This is a genomic window from Kaistia geumhonensis (assembly GCF_030815145.1).
GTDB classification, from domain to species: domain Bacteria; phylum Pseudomonadota; class Alphaproteobacteria; order Rhizobiales; family Kaistiaceae; genus Kaistia; species Kaistia geumhonensis.
In genome coordinates this window covers 1,214,762-1,228,825 of record NZ_JAUSWJ010000001.1, presented here as the reverse complement: position 1 = coordinate 1,228,825, position 14,064 = coordinate 1,214,762, and the positions used below count along the sequence as shown (strand labels likewise).

Genomic DNA, 14,064 nt, shown 5'->3' with positions numbered 1-14,064 from the left:
CGGTGTAGGAAGGGCGGCAGTGACAACCAAGGCGCATCCCCGGGCGCCATAAAACGTGAGAGGCAGCATGCGGTTCGCACCCATCGTCGTCGTCGGCCTGACCAGCCTCGCGCTGGCATCCTGCCAGGGCGGCCCCACCAACCAGCAGGTCGGCGTCGTTTCCGGCGCCGCTCTCGGCGCGCTGGTCGGCAACCAGTTCGGCTCGGGCGACGGCAAGGTCGCCGCGACGATCGCCGGCGGCCTGGTCGGTGCGTTCATCGGCAATGCCATCGGCGTCAGCCTCGACGCGCAGCAGCAGCAGCGCGCCGCCGCGGCGCAGGTGCAGGCGCTGGAGACCGGCCGCCCCGGCACGCCGGTCGGCTGGTCGCAGGGCAATGCGCGCGGCGAGGTCGTCCCCGGCCCGGCCTATCGCGTCAACAACTACGAGTGCCGCGACTACACGCACCAGATCTGGATCGACGGCCAGCCGCAGACGGCGCGCGGCACCGCCTGCCGCCAGCCCGACGGCACCTGGCGCCCCGTGAGCTGATCGCGGGGCCGCGACTCTCCGCCCGATCCTGGGCGCGAGGGAATGTGATATGCACCGGCGCGCCCGGCCCGCTAAGCATGGGCCGGGACAGTGGAACCGATGCTGCAATGGATCCTCATGGCCGTCATGACGGTGGCCGCCGCGCTTGCCGTGCTGGTGCCGATCGGGCGCCGGCCCGCGGCTGCGGAGGGGTCCGCCAGGTCCATCTACCGCGACCAGCTCGACGAACTGACGCGTGACCGCGAGCGCGGCCTCATCGGCGAGACGGAGGCCGAGGCCGCGCGGATCGAGCTGTCGCGACGGCTCCTGAAGGCTGACGGCGCAGCGGCGGACTCCGGCCCCGACGGGCGCCGGGCCGGCCGCATCGGCTTCGTCGCCGCCGCCATTCTCGTTCCCGCCATCGCGCTCGGCGTCTATCTCAGGATCGGTGCGCCACAGCTGCCGGACCAGCCGCTCGCCGCCCGCCAGACGGCCACCGCGGCCGACGCGGAAATCGCGACGCTGATCGGCCGCGTCGAGCAGCATCTGAAGGAATCGCCGGAGGACGGCACCGGCTGGGAGATCCTCGGCCCCGTCTATGCCCGGCTCGGCCGCGACGACGACGCGGTTCGCGCCTTCGGCAACGCCATCCGCCTGCTCGGCTCGACCGCCGACCGCGAGGCGCGGCTCGGCGAGGCGATGACCGCCCGCGACGGGGGCGTGGTGACGGCCGATGCCAAGGCCGCGTTCGCGCGGGCGCTGGCGCTTGATCCGAACAACGACCGCGCGCGCTTCTACAGTGCCGTCGCGGTGACCCAGTCGGGCGACAGGCCGGCTGCGATCGCCGCCTGGCAGGCGCTGATCGACGGTGCGCCGCAGGATGCGCCCTGGCTGCCGGTCGCGAAGAGCGAACTCGCCAGCCTCGAAAACCCGCAGCCCGGCCCGACCGCCTCTGACATGCAGGCGGCGGCCGGGAAGTCGCCGCAGGAGCAGCAGGCGATGATCGAGGGCATGGTGGCCTCGCTGGCGGCGCGGCTCGATGCCGCGCCCGAGGATGCCGAGGGGTGGGCGCGCCTTTTCCGCGCCTATATGGTGCTCGGCAGGCCGGACGACGCCAGCGCGGCGCTGGCCAGGGCGCGCACGGCACTGGCCTCGAAGCCGGAGCTTCTCGCGGCCGTCGAGAAGGTGGCGAGCGAGAACGGCGTCGGCACGGCGAAGCCTTGAGCGGAGAGGAAGCGGAGCAAGGATGACGCGGAAGCAGCGACGTCTCACCCTGATCGGCCTCGCCGGACTGGTGCTCGCCAGCGCGGTCGGGCTGATCCTCTTCGCGCTGTCGGACGGTATCGCCTTCTTCGCGACCCCTTCGGAGGTCGCGTCCAATCCGCCTCCGCCCGAGCGGCGCCTCAGGCTCGGCGGTCTCGTCGAGGCCGGAAGCGTCGTCAAGGACGGGACAGAGGTCCGCTTCGCCGTCACCGACGGCAAGGCGGCGATCCCGGTTCACTATACCGGCATGCTGCCCGACCTCTTCCGGGAGGGGCAGGGCGTCGTTGCCGAGGGCAAGGTGGACGGCGCCGGCCTCTTCCAGGCCGACACGATCCTCGCCAAGCATGACGAGACCTATATGCCCAAGGAGGTCGTCGAGGCGCTGAAGAAGAGCGGCGAGTGGCGGCCCGAGGCGGCGGCCGAAGGTCCGGCTCCCGAGACGGTGACGCGGTGATCGTCGAACTCGGCCACTACGCGCTGGTCCTCGCTCTGGCGCTTTCCATCGCCGGTGCGATCCTGCCGCTCTATGGCGCGCTCGTCGGCGACCGGCGGCTGATGGCGGTGGCGCCGAGCGCCTCGCTGGTCGTTCTCGTCTTCGTCGCCTTCAGCTTCGGCGCGCTGACGCATGCCTATCTCGTCTCGGATTTCTCGGTCCGCAACGTCGTCGAGAACTCGCATTCGCTGAAGCCGCTCATCTTCAAGATCAGCGGCGTCTGGGGCAATCACGAAGGCTCGATGCTGCTCTGGGTGCTGATCCTCGCCTTGTTCGGCGGGCTGGTCGCGCTGTTCGGAAACAATCTGCCGCTGAAGCTGAAGGCGCTCGTCCTCGCCGTCCAGTCGGCGATCGGCACCGCCTTCCTCGCCTTCATCCTGGCGACGTCCAACCCCTTCCTGCGCCTCGATCCCGCGCCCGCGCAGGGCCGCGATCTCAATCCCGTGCTGCAGGATATCGGCCTCGCGATCCATCCGCCGCTGCTCTATCTCGGCTATGTCGGCTGCTCGATCTCGTTCGCCTTCGCCATCGCGGCGCTGATCGACGGACGCATCGACGCCGCCTGGGCGCGCTGGGTGCGGCCCTGGACGCTGGCGGCCTGGGTGTTCCTGACGCTCGGCATCACCATGGGCTCCTACTGGGCCTATTACGAGCTCGGCTGGGGCGGCTGGTGGTTCTGGGACCCGGTCGAGAATGCGAGCTTCATGCCCTGGCTCGCGGCGACCGCGCTGCTCCATTCGGCGATCGTGATGGAGAAGCGCGACGCACTGAAGATCTGGACGGTTCTGCTCGCCATCCTGACCTTCTCGCTGTCGCTGCTCGGCACCTTCCTCGTCCGCTCGGGTGTCTTGACCTCGGTGCATGCCTTCGCCTCCGATCCGGCGCGCGGCGTCTTCATCCTCGTCATCCTCTGCCTCTTCATCGGCGGCAGCTTCTCGCTGTTCGCGCTGCGCGCCGGGACGCTGGCGCAAGGCGGGCTGTTCGCGCCGATCAGCCGCGAGGGGGCGCTCGTCCTCAACAATCTGCTGCTCACGGCGGCCTGCGCGACCGTTCTCACCGGCACGCTCTATCCGCTGGCGCTGGAGGCGGTGACGGGCGAGAAGATCTCGGTCGGCGCGCCCTTCTTCGACATGACCTTCGGGCCGCTGATGGTGCCGCTGCTCATCGCGGTTCCGTTCGGACCGCTGCTCGCCTGGAAGCGCGGCGATCTCTATGCCGCCGCCCAGCGCCTCTTCGCGGCCTTCGTCCTCGTCCTCGCGACGATCGTCGTCGGCCTCGCTCTCGCCGGCACCGGAAAGGCGCTGGCCGTGCTCGGCCTCGCGCTCGCGGTGTGGCTGATCACGGGTTCGCTTTGCGAGATCGCCTTCCGCGTCAAGCTGTTCCGCGCGCCGCTCGCCGAGAGCTTCCGCCGCGCGTCCGGGCTGCCGCGCGCCGCCTTCGGCACGACGCTCGCCCATCTCGGCCTCGGCCTCACGGTGCTCGGCATCGTCGCGTCGAACGCCTGGAACACCGAGCTGATCACCACGATGAAGCCGGGCGACACCGTCGAGGCCGGCGGCCGGTCGCTGACGATGGACGGCTTCCTGCCGGTGTCGGGCGGCACCTATAGCGGCACGGCGGCGCGCTTCACCGTCCGCGAGGGCGGCGCCGTCGTGGCGACGCTGGCGCCCGAAAAGCGGCTCTACACGGTGCAGAACATGCCGACCACGGAATCGGCGATCCAGACCTTCGGCCTCTCGCAGCTCTATGTCTCGCTCGGCGACATCAAGCCCGACGGCGCGACGGTGGTGCGCGTCTACTGGAAGTCGCTGGTGACGCTGATCTGGATCGGCGCCGTGGTCATGGCGCTCGGCGGCGCGCTGTCGCTGTCCGACCGGCGGCTGCGCGTCGGAGCACCGAAGCCGGCCCGGCGCGGCGCGGCCGTGGCGGCGGCGGAGTGACGGCCATGGCGCGGCTCGCGGCCGTCCTGCTGGCGCTCATGGTCGGCCTTTCCCCGGCGCTCGCCGTGCAGCCGGACGAAATGCTGCCCGACCCGGCGCTCGAGGCGCGGGCGCGCGCGCTTTCGACGGAGCTGCGCTGCCTCATCTGCCAGAGCCAGTCGATCGACGAATCGGACGCCGAGATTGCCCGTGACCTGCGCGTGCTCATCCGCGAGCGGTTGAAGGCGGGCGACAGCGACGCCGCCGTCAAGGATTTCCTCGTGGCGCGCTACGGCGAGTATGTGCTGCTGAAGCCGGCCTTCGCCTGGCACACGGCCCTGCTGTGGGGCGCCGCGCCGCTGGTGCTGATCGCCGGCGCCGCGCTCTCGATCGGGCTCTTCCGCCGCCGCCGGGCCGCGGAGCCCCAGCGTCTCTCGGCCGAGGAGGAGGCCCGCGTCGAGGCTCTCCTCGCCCGGGACGACTGACCGGCGGCCACATTACGAAACATTCATCGGGGTGACAGCCGTCCGTAAGGTCGCCGGCGTCACTCTCCTCCTCGAGAATTGCGGTTTCGCCCCCCGGGCCGCGGTTCACCCGATACGGAAATCGAGAAGGAAATCCCGATGAGCGATCTCAACAGCTCCCGCCAGCCCCGTCACGGCATCCGCTCCCGCGTGCTGCTCGGCACCGCGGCCGCGGCGCTGATCGTCGGCGGTCTGGCCGGCGGCGCCGTCATGGATGTGCGCACCCCGGCCTATGCCGAGCCGGTGCGGGTCCAGAGCCAGGCGCAGCTCCCCAATTTCGCCGACCTCGTCGACAAGGTGAAGCCGGCCGTCGTGTCGGTCCGCGTCAAGGCCGAGGTGTCCGATGTCTCGGACGAGGACAGCGGCAACGGCCTGCCGATCCCCAATCCCGGCCAGTTCCCGCCCGGCTCGCCGATGGAGCGCTTCTTCAAGCAGTTCCAGGACCAGCAGAACGGTCTCGGCAAGCGTCCGCAGATGCACAGGGCCGTCGGCCTCGGCTCGGGCTTCTTCATCTCCGAGGATGGCTATCTCGTCACCAACAACCATGTCGTCGACGGCTCGAGCGACTTCACGATCACCGATTCGAACGGCAAGGAATACTCCGCCCGCCTGATCGGCACCGATCCGAAGACCGACCTCGCGCTCCTGAAGGTCGATGCGCCGGAGAAGTTCACCTATGTCGAGTTCTCGCCGGGCACGGTTCGGGTCGGCGAGTGGGTGGTCGCGGTCGGCAATCCGTTCGGCCTCGGCGGCACGGTGACGGCCGGTATCGTCTCGGCGCTCGGCCGTGACATCGGCGCCAGCTCCTACGACGACTTCATCCAGATCGACGCCTCGGTGAACAAGGGCAACTCCGGCGGCCCGACCTTCAACATGGACGGCCAGGTCATCGGCATCAACACCGCCATCTATTCGCCCTCGGGCGGCAATGTCGGCATCGCCTTCGACATTCCGGCCGCGACGGCGCAGCGCGTCATCGCCGACCTGAAGGATCATGGCGAAGTGGTGCGCGGCTGGCTCGGCGTTCAGATCCAGCCGATCACCCGCGATATCGCCGACAGCCTCAAGCTCGCTGACGCCAAGGGCGCGCTCGTTGCCGAGCCGCAGGCGGACAGCCCCGCTGCCCAGGCCGGAATCAAGTCCGGCGACGCGATCCTCTCGGTCGACGGCAAGCCGGTCGAGGATGCCCGCAAGCTGTCGCAGATCATCGCCGGCTATGCGCCGGGCACGACGGTCAAGATCGGCATCGTGCGTGGCGGCAAGGACCAGACCGTCGAGGTCAAGCTCGGCAAGCTGCCGAACGAGGAGAAGATGGCGAGCGCCGACGAGCCGGCGAAGCCGGCTTCCGTGGCCGATCTCGGCCTCGCTCTGACCTCGGCACCCGACGACAAGGGCGTCGTCGTCTCCGAGGTCGACCCGAACGGCACCGCCGCCGAGCAGGGCATCCAGGCCGGCGACGTCATCCTCGCCGTGGGCGGCAGCGAAGTCAGACGCCCGGCCGATGTCGAGCGCGAGGTCGTCGATGCCAAGAAGTCGGGCATGAAGGCCGTGCTGGTCCGCGTGAAGTCGGGCGATCACACCCGCTTCGTCGCGCTGCCCTTCGGCAAGGCCTGATCGCAGGGCCTCGAAGCCTTCGCTTCGCGACGGTTGCCGGCGTTGTATTGCCGGCAGCCGCCGCAAGATCGGCAGGCGGCGCCCCCCGCCTGCCGTTTCATTTCGGGGGCCTCCCTTCCGGCGCCGCTGTCCCGCCGGCGTGAATCGGCTAACCTCCCGCCATGCGCATCCTGCTTGTCGAAGACGACCGAGAGACCGCCGCCTATCTCGTCAAGGCGCTCAAGGAGGCGGGCCATGTGCCCGACCACGCCGCCGACGGGGAGGAGGGCGCCTTCCTCGCCGAGGCCAACCGCTACGACGTGATGATCGTCGACCGCATGCTGCCGAAGAAGGATGGGCTGACGCTCGTCGCCGAGGCGCGGGCGAAGGGCAACGATACCCCGGTGCTCATCCTCTCCGCGCTCGGCCAGGTCGACGACCGCGTCACCGGCCTCAGGGCCGGCGGCGACGACTATCTCGGCAAGCCCTATGCCTTTTCCGAACTGCTTGCCCGCATCGAGGTCCTCGCCCGCCGCCGCAAGCCGGGCGAGGCGGAGACGCTGCTGCGCGTCGGAGACCTCGAGCTCGACCGCCTGAGCCATCAGGTCCGCCGCGCGGGCACGCCGATCCCGTTGCAGCCGCGCGAGTTCCGCCTGCTCGAATATCTGATGAAGCATGCCGGCCAGGTCGTGACGCGGACGATGCTGCTCGAGAATGTCTGGGACTATCACTTCGATCCCCAGACCAACGTCATCGACGTCCATATCTCGCGCCTGCGCTCCAAGGTCGACAAGGGCTTCAAGGACACGCTGGTGCACACCGTGCGCGGCGCCGGATACATGATCCGTGACAGCCATCGGTAAGGTCGTCCGCACGACGGCGTTCAAGCTATCGGCGATCTATTTCATCGTCTTCACGGTGTTCGCGATCGCCTTCGTCGGCTGGATCTCGCGCGAGACGGACCGCGTGCTCACCCAGCAGGTGCGCGATTCGATCGAGGCCGAGATCGGCATCCTCGCCGACGAGGGGCTGTCCAAGGGCCTGACCGGCATCGTCGCGGCGATCGAGCAGAGGAGCCGCGTGCCCGGCGCCAGCCTCTATGTCATCGCAGACAAGGACGGCAACGTCGTCGCGGGCAACGTCACCGAAGTGCCGCCGGCGCTGCTGAAGCAGAGCGGCCTCGATCCCGTCACCGTGCCCTACAAGCGGCTCGAGGGAGAGCGGACGAGCAATCTCGCCATGGTGCAGGTGCTGCCGCTGCCGAACGGCCTCATCATGCTGGTCGGCCGCGACATCAGCGAAATCGACCGCATCCGCACCGTCGTCGCGAAGGCCATGGTGATCGGCGTCGGCCTGCTGATCATGCTCGCGCTCACGTCGTGGTTCTTCGTCTCGCGGCGCGTGCTGAAGCGCATCGACCAGGTTTCGGCGACGAGCCTGCGCATCATGGCCGGCGATCTCTCGGGCCGGCTCGAGGTCACCGGTTCGGGCGACGAGTTCGACCGTCTCGCTTCCAGCCTCAACGCCATGCTCGACCGGATCGAGACCCTGCTCTCCGGGCTCAAGGAGGTGTCCGACAATATCGCGCACGATCTGAAGACGCCGCTGACGCGCATGCGAACCCGCGTCGAGGCCGCGCTGGCGGGCGAAGGCCGGAACGAGGAATATCGCGAGGCGCTGGAGGCGACGATCGAGGACGCCGACCAGCTGATCCGCACCTTCAATGCGCTGCTGATGATCGCGCGCGTCGAGGCGGGCTCGCCCGACGCGGCGCTGACCGCGCTCGATCTCGCCCGCATCGTCGCCGATGTCGCCGAGTTCTACGAGCCGGTTGCCGAGGAGGCCGAGGTCTATCTCGAGCTCTCGCTGGAGGAGCCGCTTCCCATGGTCGGCAGCCGCGAGCTGGTCAGCCAGGCGCTCGGCAATCTCGTCGACAACGCGATCAAATATGTGCGCAGCGGCGAGAACCCGCCCAGGACCGCGCGGGTGCGCGTCACGGCGCGGCGCGAGGGGCCGGACATCGTCGTCAGCGTCGCAGACAACGGCCCCGGCATCCCGGCGGCGGATCGCGAGCGCGTGCTGCAGCGCTTCGTCCGCCTCGAGAAGAGCCGCTCGCAACCCGGCAGCGGGCTCGGCCTCAGCCTGGTCGAGGCCGTGACAAAGCTCCATCACGGTGCGATATCGCTTTCGGATGCCGGTCCGGGGCTCGTCGTGACGCTCCGTTTCCCGGCAGGGAGCTGACGCGGAGGGATCATGGCGAGGGACCGGCGGAACCAGGACGGCGCCGATCCCGCCGGGGAGACCGACGCGGCGTCGCTCGCCGCGCGCATCGCGCCGGTGGTGCCCCCGCCGAAAGCCGCCGAGCGGAAGATCGCCACGGCAGCCATCGTCGAGGCGCTCCGCGATGCCGGCCTGCTGGATGCGTGGCGCGCGCTCGCTGCCGCGCATCCCCCTCTCGAAGCCTTCCACGAAAGCGTCTTCGCGGCGTCGACCTTCCTCAAGGAAACGGCGCTCGCCGATCCCGCCCGCTGGCTGGCCATCCTCGGCGCGCCGCCGGAGGCCCGGTTCGATGCCCTCATCGCGGCAACGCGCGCGCTCGGCAGCGCCGAGGACGAGGCGGCCGTGATGCAGGGGCTGCGCAGGGCGCGGGCCGAGGTCGCGCTGGTCGTCGGTCTCGCCGACCTCGGCGGCGTCTGGGGCGTCGACGAGGTGACAGGGCGGCTCACCACCTTCGCCGATGCCGCGCTCGGCGCCGCCGTCGCCTTCCTGCTGCGCGACGCGGCCCGCGCGGGCGCCGTCACGCTCGCCGATGCCGGCGACCCGGCCGCCGGGAGTGGCTGGATCATCCTCGGCATGGGCAAATACGGCGCCGCCGAGCTGAACTACTCTTCCGACATCGACCTCATCGTACTGTTCGATCCGGACATCGCGCGGGTCGCGGATCGTGACGAGATCGGGACCTTCTTCGTGCGGCTGACGCGCCGGCTCGTGCGGCTCATGCAGGAGCGCACCGCCGACGGCTATGTCTTCCGCACCGACCTCCGCCTCAGGCCCGACCCCGGCTCGACGCCGCTCGCCATCTCGACGCCGGCCGCCTTCCAGTATTACGAATCGAGCGGGCAGAACTGGGAGCGCGCGGCCATGATCAAGGCGCGCGCGGTGGCGGGCGACATCGCAGCGGGCGACGCCTTCCTCGCCGAGCTGACGCCCTTCGTCTGGCGCAAATATCTCGATTTCGCCGCCATTGCCGACATCCACTCGATCAAGCGCCAGATCCACGACCACCGCGGGCACGAGAGCGTCGCCATCGCTGGCCACAACATCAAGCTCGGGCGGGGCGGCATCCGCGAGATCGAGTTCTTCGTGCAGACTCAGCAGCTGATCGCCGGCGGCCGCGATCCCGGGCTGCGCGGTCGCCAGACCATCGCGATGCTGGACGCGCTCGAGGCGAAAGGCTGGATCGACGGCGAAACCGCCACCAGTCTCGCCCGCTGCTATCGCGAGCTGCGCGCCGTCGAGCATCGCCTTCAGATGCGCGCCGACGAGCAGACGCATGTGCTGCCCGAGGACGAGGCCGGTCTCGACGCGGTCGCCCGGCTCAGCGGCTTTCGTGGCGTGAAGCCGTTCTCGGCCGCGCTGCGCAAGACGCTGGAGGCGGTGCGCGACCACTATATCCGCCTGTTCGAGACGGCGCCGCCGCTCGCCTCCAGCCTCGGAAGCCTCGTTTTCACCGGCGACGACGAGGATCCGGAAACGGTCGCGACGCTCGCCTCGCTCGGCTATGTCAATCCGCGCGAGGTGAGCCGCACGGTGCGCGGCTGGCATTTCGGCCGCTATCCGGCCATGCGTTCCTCGGCCGCCCGCGAGCGGCTGACCGAGATCACGCCGTCCCTGCTCGAAGCCTTCGCCGGCTCCGACAATGCCGACGCTGCCTTCAACGCCTTCGACCGCCTGCTGTCGCGCCTTCCGGCCGGCGTCCAGCTCTTCGCGCTGCTCGCCTCCAATCCCGGCCTTCTGAACCTCCTCGCGCTTGTGATGGGAACCGCGCCGCGCCTCGCCGACATCGTGACCGCGCGGCCGCATGTGCTCGACGCGCTGCTCGACCCGGCCTTTTTCGGGCGGCTTCCCGATCGCGCGACGCTCGCCGCGCGGCTCGAAGCGCTGCTGGACGGCGCCGGCGCGATCGAGGAGGTGCTCGACCGCGTCCGCATCTTCGGCAAGGAGCAGTCCTTCCTGATCGGGGTCCGTGTCCTCGCCGGCACGGTGGCGGCGCGCGCGGCCGGCTTCGCCTATGCCGATCTCGCCGAACTTCTCGTCGGCACGCTGCTCGACAATGTGCGGCGGGCGTTCGAGGCGGCGCATGGCCAGATGAAGCAGGGTCGCGTCGCGCTGGTCGCTATGGGCAAGCTCGGCGGGCGCGAGATGACGGCGGCCTCCGATCTCGACCTGATCCTGCTCTACGATTTCGACGAGAGCGAGCCGGCCTCGGACGGACCGCGCCCGCTGATGGGCAGCCAGTATTACGCGCGCCTGACGCAGCGCCTGATCGCGGCGATCTCGGCCCCCACGGCGGAGGGCGCGCTCTACGCTGTCGATTTCCGCCTGCGCCCCTCCGGCAATGCGGGACCGCTCGCGACCCATATCCGCGCCTTCGCCGACTACCAGGCAGGAGCGGCCTGGACCTGGGAGCACATGGCGCTGACGCGCGCGCGGCCGATCGCCGGCGATCCTTCGCTGATGCGCGAGGCCGCCGCCGCGGTGCACGCCGTCCTATCCGGCCATCATGAACCGAAGAAGGTCATCGGCGACGTTCTCGACATGCGCGCGCTGCTCCAGATCGAGAAGCCCTCAGAGGGCGCGTGGGACCTGAAGCAGACGGCGGGCGGACTCGTCGACATCGAGTTCATCGCGCAGACGCAGCAATTGCTGCATGGCCGCGCCATTCCGGAGCTGCTGCAGACCGAGACGGAGACGGCGCTCGCCGCCGCCTCGCGCGCCAGGCTCATCCCGAAGGCCGAGGCCGAGATCCTCCTGCCGGCGCTGCGGCTCTATCAGCGGCTGACGCAGCTGCTGCGGCTCTGCGTCGATGGTCCGTTCAAGGCGGAGGAAGCGCCGCGCGGACTGCTCGCGCTTCTGTCGCGCGCCGCCGAGCTGCCGGATTTCCCGACGCTCGACGCGCATCTGAAATCGGTCGAGGCGGAGGTGCGCGCCTCGTTCACGCGCGTTATCGGGAAGGTTCCGCCGAAGCCCCGAGCCTGAGCGCGGCACCGGCCGAGGCGCCGGTCGGCGTCGGCGGGCCGGGCGGCAGGCGCAGCGGCAGGCGGATCGAGACGATCGTGCCCTTGCCCTCGTGGCTGCGGATACGCATCGCGCCGCCATGCAGCTCGGCCAGCGAGCGGGTGATGGCGAGCCCGAGACCCGAGCCCTTGTGGCTCTTGGTGAACTGGTTCTGCACCTGCTCGAAGGGCCGGCCGAGCTTCTTCAGCGCGTCCTTCGGAATTCCGATGCCGGTATCCTCGATCGAGATCGTCACCGCCTCACCGATATGGCGGGCGCGGATGTTCACGCGGCCGCCGTCCGGCGTGAACTTCACGGCGTTGGAGAGAAGGTTCAGCACCATCTGCTTCACCGCGCGGCGGTCGGCCACGAGCTTCAGATCGGCCTCGACATCGGCCTCGACCGTCAGATGGCGCATCTCGGCTTCGGCGCCCATGACGCGGGAGGCTTCCTCGACGATCTGGTCGAGCGGCAGCGGCTCGAAGTCGAGCGCCATGCGGCCCGCCTCGATGCGCGACATGTCGAGCACGTCGTTGATGACGTTGAGCAGGAAATTGCCGCTCGCATGGATGTCGTCGCAATATTCGAGATAGCGCGGCGAGCCGAGCGGCCCGAACAGGCCGGTGCGCATGATCTCGGAGAAGCCGATGATGGCGTTGAGCGGCGTGCGCAGCTCGTGGCTGATATTGGCGAGGAACTCGGACTTCGCCTGGTTGGCGGCGTTGGCGCGGTCCTTCTCGGCGGCGTATTTCTGCGCCAGCTCCTCGTTCTCGTTCGACTGGACCTCGAGGGCGCGGGCCTGCTGCTCGAGCTTCTGGCGCGACTGGCGGAGGTCGGCGATGGTCGCCATCAGCCGCCGCTCGCCGTCGATGAGCTTCTCTTCGTGGCGCTTGATGGTCGTGATGTCGGTGCCGACCGAGACGAAGCCGCCGTCCTTCGTCCGCCGCTCGTTGATCTGCAGCCAGCGGCCGTCATTGAGCTGCGCCTCGAAGCTGCGTCCGCCGGCCTCGTGCCGCTCGTCCGTCGGGATCTGCGTGCGCACGATCGGCTGGTGGCCGGCGGCGATCACCTGCGCATAGGGCGTGCCCGCCTCGAGCGCGGCATCCGGAATGCCGTGCAATTGCTGGTATTTCGAGTTGCACATCACGAGGCGGTTGTCGGCGTCCCAGAGCACGAAGGCTTCCGAGATGGTCTCGATCGCGTCGCGAAGGCGAAGGTCGGCAGTGCGCGAGCTTTCGGCGAGGCGCATCTGCTCGGTGACGTCGACGGCGATGCCGATGAGATGTGGCTCGGCCTCGTCGGCATCGACCAGCTCGACCCGGATGCGCAGCCAGACATAGCCGCCGCCGGCCCGGCGCATGCGGAACATGCGGTCGACCGTGGTCTCGCCCGTCTCGTACAGCGCCTCGACGAGGTCCATGAGGTCGCCGTCGTCGGGATGGATCAGCGCGTTGACCTCGCCGAAGCCGAGCAGGGCGTCGCGCGGCGCCATGCCGACGAGCTCGAACATGGATTTCGACCAGAACAGACGGCCGCGCGCGACGTCCCAGTCCCAGAGGCCGCAGCGGCCGCGCCGGAGCGCCGTATCGAAGCGCGCATAGGTCTCGTGATAGATGCGGTCCGCCTGCCGGGCGCGGGCCGACTGCGCGAAATAGCCGTAGAGGATCACCAGAAGGATCGCGCTGGTGCCGACGAAGACGGTGACGTTGAGCGAGACGTCGTCACGCCAGCCCTTGTAGATGGCCGACTGCGGCGCCACGACCGCGACATAGCCGAGCCCGCCCGAAAGCTGGCGCAGCGTGCCGAGCGCCGGCCCGCCATCCTCCAGCGTCACGGGGAGGACCCCGGCGCGCTCGCCGAAGATCACCATCGGCTGCGCGTCGCCCACCGCGTCGTCGAACTTGCGGCCCTCGTCGGACGGGCTGCGCGGCGCGGTGGCGACGATGCGGCCGGTCGGGTCGGTGACGAGAATGCGCCGGCCGCCGTCGAGCGCCGCCGCCGGCAACGCGTTGTCGAGCAGCGTCTGCACGGCCATACGGTAACCGTCGGGCGGCAGCGCCGGCTCGCCGGCCGCGAGGCGGTCGGCGATCACCGTCGCGACCATCGTCATCATGTCGCGCGCCTCGGCGTCGCGCTCGAGACGCAGGTCGTAGAGATGCACGATGCGCGAAAAGGCGACGAAGATCAGGAAGATGATGATGATGATCGGGATGAGCCGGCGCAGGATCGGCTCGGCGGCGAGCAGCTTCTCATAGGCCGGCTGGGCGAGCAGTCGCGCATGGCCCGGAATGGCATCCTTCTGCGCGAACATGGTCTTCGACATCGGCAAATGTTCGCCCTGAGACGCACCGGCAAATCCCGCCCGCGCCATGCCAGCCCCCTGATTTCTGCTGTCATCGGGGATACGCCGACGCCCCGAATCAGGCTCATTTGAATCGAGGTGATTCGCCTTGTCTAGGCGGAATTAGCCTTTCGTTAATCATATTC

General features: G+C 69.5%; 10 protein-coding genes. 9 read left to right on the top strand and 1 reads right to left on the bottom strand.

Annotated elements, in window-relative coordinates; all coding sequences use genetic code 11:
- The first annotated feature begins 67 nt into the window (after window positions 1-67).
- The 9 genes from QO015_RS05810 (at window position 68) to QO015_RS05770 (ending at window position 11,559) form a co-directional block, all read left to right on the top strand.
- The gene (locus QO015_RS05810) at window positions 68-529 is read left to right on the top strand and encodes an RT0821/Lpp0805 family surface protein (protein ID WP_266280876.1); all 462 of its coding nucleotides are present in this window, start codon (window positions 68-70) and stop codon (window positions 527-529) included.
- A 99-nt stretch (window positions 530-628) separates the two neighbouring features.
- Window positions 629-1,732: a c-type cytochrome biogenesis protein CcmI gene (gene ccmI, locus QO015_RS05805; protein WP_266280878.1), complete on the top strand. Its 1,104-nt coding sequence runs from the start codon at window positions 629-631 to the stop codon at window positions 1,730-1,732.
- Window positions 1,733-1,754: 22 nt separating this feature from the next.
- Window positions 1,755-2,225, top strand: a complete 471-nt coding sequence (gene ccmE / locus QO015_RS05800; protein WP_266280880.1) for a cytochrome c maturation protein CcmE — start codon at window positions 1,755-1,757, stop codon at window positions 2,223-2,225.
- A complete protein-coding gene (locus tag QO015_RS05795) occupies window positions 2,222-4,204 on the top strand; it encodes a heme lyase CcmF/NrfE family subunit (protein WP_266280883.1) in 1,983 nt (660 codons plus the stop codon). The genes ccmE and QO015_RS05795 overlap by 4 nt, the downstream gene beginning before the upstream one ends.
- A gap of 5 nt (window positions 4,205-4,209) precedes the next feature.
- Window positions 4,210-4,668, top strand: coding sequence for a cytochrome c-type biogenesis protein (locus QO015_RS05790; RefSeq protein WP_266280884.1), 459 nt, complete (start codon window positions 4,210-4,212; stop codon window positions 4,666-4,668).
- Window positions 4,669-4,806: 138 nt separating this feature from the next.
- A complete protein-coding gene (locus tag QO015_RS05785) occupies window positions 4,807-6,321 on the top strand; it encodes a Do family serine endopeptidase (RefSeq protein ID WP_266280886.1) in 1,515 nt (504 codons plus the stop codon).
- A 161-nt stretch (window positions 6,322-6,482) separates the two neighbouring features.
- A complete protein-coding gene (locus QO015_RS05780; RefSeq protein WP_266280888.1) occupies window positions 6,483-7,163 on the top strand; it encodes a response regulator transcription factor in 681 nt (226 codons plus the stop codon).
- Window positions 7,147-8,541, top strand: a complete 1,395-nt coding sequence (locus QO015_RS05775) for a sensor histidine kinase (protein WP_266280889.1) — start codon at window positions 7,147-7,149, stop codon at window positions 8,539-8,541. Before QO015_RS05780 ends, QO015_RS05775 begins: the two co-directional genes overlap by 17 nt.
- 12 nt (window positions 8,542-8,553) lie before the next feature.
- Window positions 8,554-11,559: a bifunctional [glutamine synthetase] adenylyltransferase/[glutamine synthetase]-adenylyl-L-tyrosine phosphorylase gene (locus QO015_RS05770; protein ID WP_266280890.1), complete on the top strand. Its 3,006-nt coding sequence runs from the start codon at window positions 8,554-8,556 to the stop codon at window positions 11,557-11,559.
- Here QO015_RS05770 and QO015_RS05765 read toward each other — a convergent pair.
- Window positions 11,525-13,900, bottom strand: coding sequence for a sensor histidine kinase (locus tag QO015_RS05765; protein WP_266280891.1), 2,376 nt, complete (start codon window positions 13,898-13,900; stop codon window positions 11,525-11,527). The genes QO015_RS05770 and QO015_RS05765 overlap by 35 nt on opposite strands.
- Between the last annotated feature and the right edge of the window lie 164 nt (window positions 13,901-14,064).

Coding starts and splice junctions, on each gene's coding strand:
- QO015_RS05785 (WP_266280886.1), top strand. CDS start 4,807: ATGAGCGATCTCAACAGCTCCCGCCAGCCCCGTCACGGCATCCGCTCC.
- ccmE (WP_266280880.1), top strand. CDS start 1,755: ATGACGCGGAAGCAGCGACGTCTCACCCTGATCGGCCTCGCCGGACTG.
- QO015_RS05810 (WP_266280876.1), top strand. CDS start 68: ATGCGGTTCGCACCCATCGTCGTCGTCGGCCTGACCAGCCTCGCGCTG.
- QO015_RS05780 (WP_266280888.1), top strand. CDS start 6,483: ATGCGCATCCTGCTTGTCGAAGACGACCGAGAGACCGCCGCCTATCTC.
- QO015_RS05790 (WP_266280884.1), top strand. CDS start 4,210: ATGGCGCGGCTCGCGGCCGTCCTGCTGGCGCTCATGGTCGGCCTTTCC.
- QO015_RS05765 (WP_266280891.1), bottom strand. CDS start 13,900: ATGTCGAAGACCATGTTCGCGCAGAAGGATGCCATTCCGGGCCATGCG.
- QO015_RS05770 (WP_266280890.1), top strand. CDS start 8,554: ATGGCGAGGGACCGGCGGAACCAGGACGGCGCCGATCCCGCCGGGGAG.
- ccmI (WP_266280878.1), top strand. CDS start 629: ATGCTGCAATGGATCCTCATGGCCGTCATGACGGTGGCCGCCGCGCTT.